1 protein-coding gene is annotated in these 1054 nt (G+C 43.2%); it reads left to right on the top strand.

All coding sequences use genetic code 11. The features are described 5' to 3' along the window. Positions 1-13 precede the first annotated feature (13 nt). Positions 14-1054: glycosyltransferase family 4 protein (locus tag INF73_RS21920; RefSeq protein WP_193547347.1), on the top strand; the 1041-nt coding region annotated here is incomplete at its 3' end.

The raw sequence follows: 1054 nt of genomic DNA, 5'->3' as shown, positions 1-1054 counted from the left end.
ACTGTATATATCAATGTCCCTGGAGAAGTCTAACTATGGCGGAAGCATTGTATCTCGAGCAAATTTAAAAGCCCTGAAAGCCAACGAGCGGCTACAGGTTAAAGAGCTCGCGATCGTCAGGAAAGAAGAGAGTTCTTATGCTTGGGAAGTGCTGGCGAAGAGCTCAAAAATACAGACGGCCCTCAATAATTTACGCGGTTACGCAGGCAGACTAAATGCTGAAATTTTCAGAAAAATTAAAGAGATTATTGTGGAATATCAGCCAACTACGTTATATCTTGATTCAAGTCTGCTGGGTAGCGTGGCCGAATGGTGTAAGAGCGCATACCCAGCTATTAAGATTTTAACCTTTTTCCACAATGCGGAAGTCGATTTCGAAAAAGATCGGCTTAAGAGCGGTAAAATACAATATCTACCATCGCTTTTCTCAACCGCTACCGCTGAAAAAAAGGCAGTCAAATATAGTGATGTATTGGTTGCGCTGCATGAGGCCGACTCGGACCGTCTCCTTCGTCTCTACAAAAGAAAAGCAGACTTCTGCGTACCCGTCTGCATTGTTGATGAACGAATTGATGATGAGGTGCTGTACGGTACTGAGGCCGCGCAGTCGAGGCCGTTTACCGTTGGTTTTATCGGGACAGCTTTCTATGCTAATACCGAGGCCGCACAATATATCTCGCAGCACATCGCGCCGGCATTTATTGACGATAGCCAGATACAGTTTGTGATCGCCGGAAACGGATTTGAAGCATATGCGACTAAGCTTGATAAACCTAACCTTAAAACTTACGGCTTCGTTGAGTCGTTGGCAGATTTTTATCAGAGTATAGATGTGATTTTATCTCCTATCTCCGTTGGAGGAGGTATGAAAGTAAAGGTTGCTGAGGCGCTTAAATATAATAAAAAAGTTATTGCATCACCTTTTACCCTGATTGGTTATGAACAGTCACTTGCTTGTCCTGATATCATCAGTTGCAGCAGCTTGGACGAATATAAAGTAGCCATTCAAAAATTAAAAGACATGCGAACTATATCGTCTACAACAAGGACACTC

The sequence above is a fragment of the Enterobacter cloacae complex sp. P6RS genome, from assembly GCF_014982245.1.
In the GTDB taxonomy this organism is placed as follows: domain Bacteria; phylum Pseudomonadota; class Gammaproteobacteria; order Enterobacterales; family Enterobacteriaceae; genus Enterobacter; species Enterobacter bugandensis.
The sequence above is the reverse complement of the archived record's forward strand: the minus strand, read 5'-3'. Positions and strand labels throughout refer to the sequence as shown.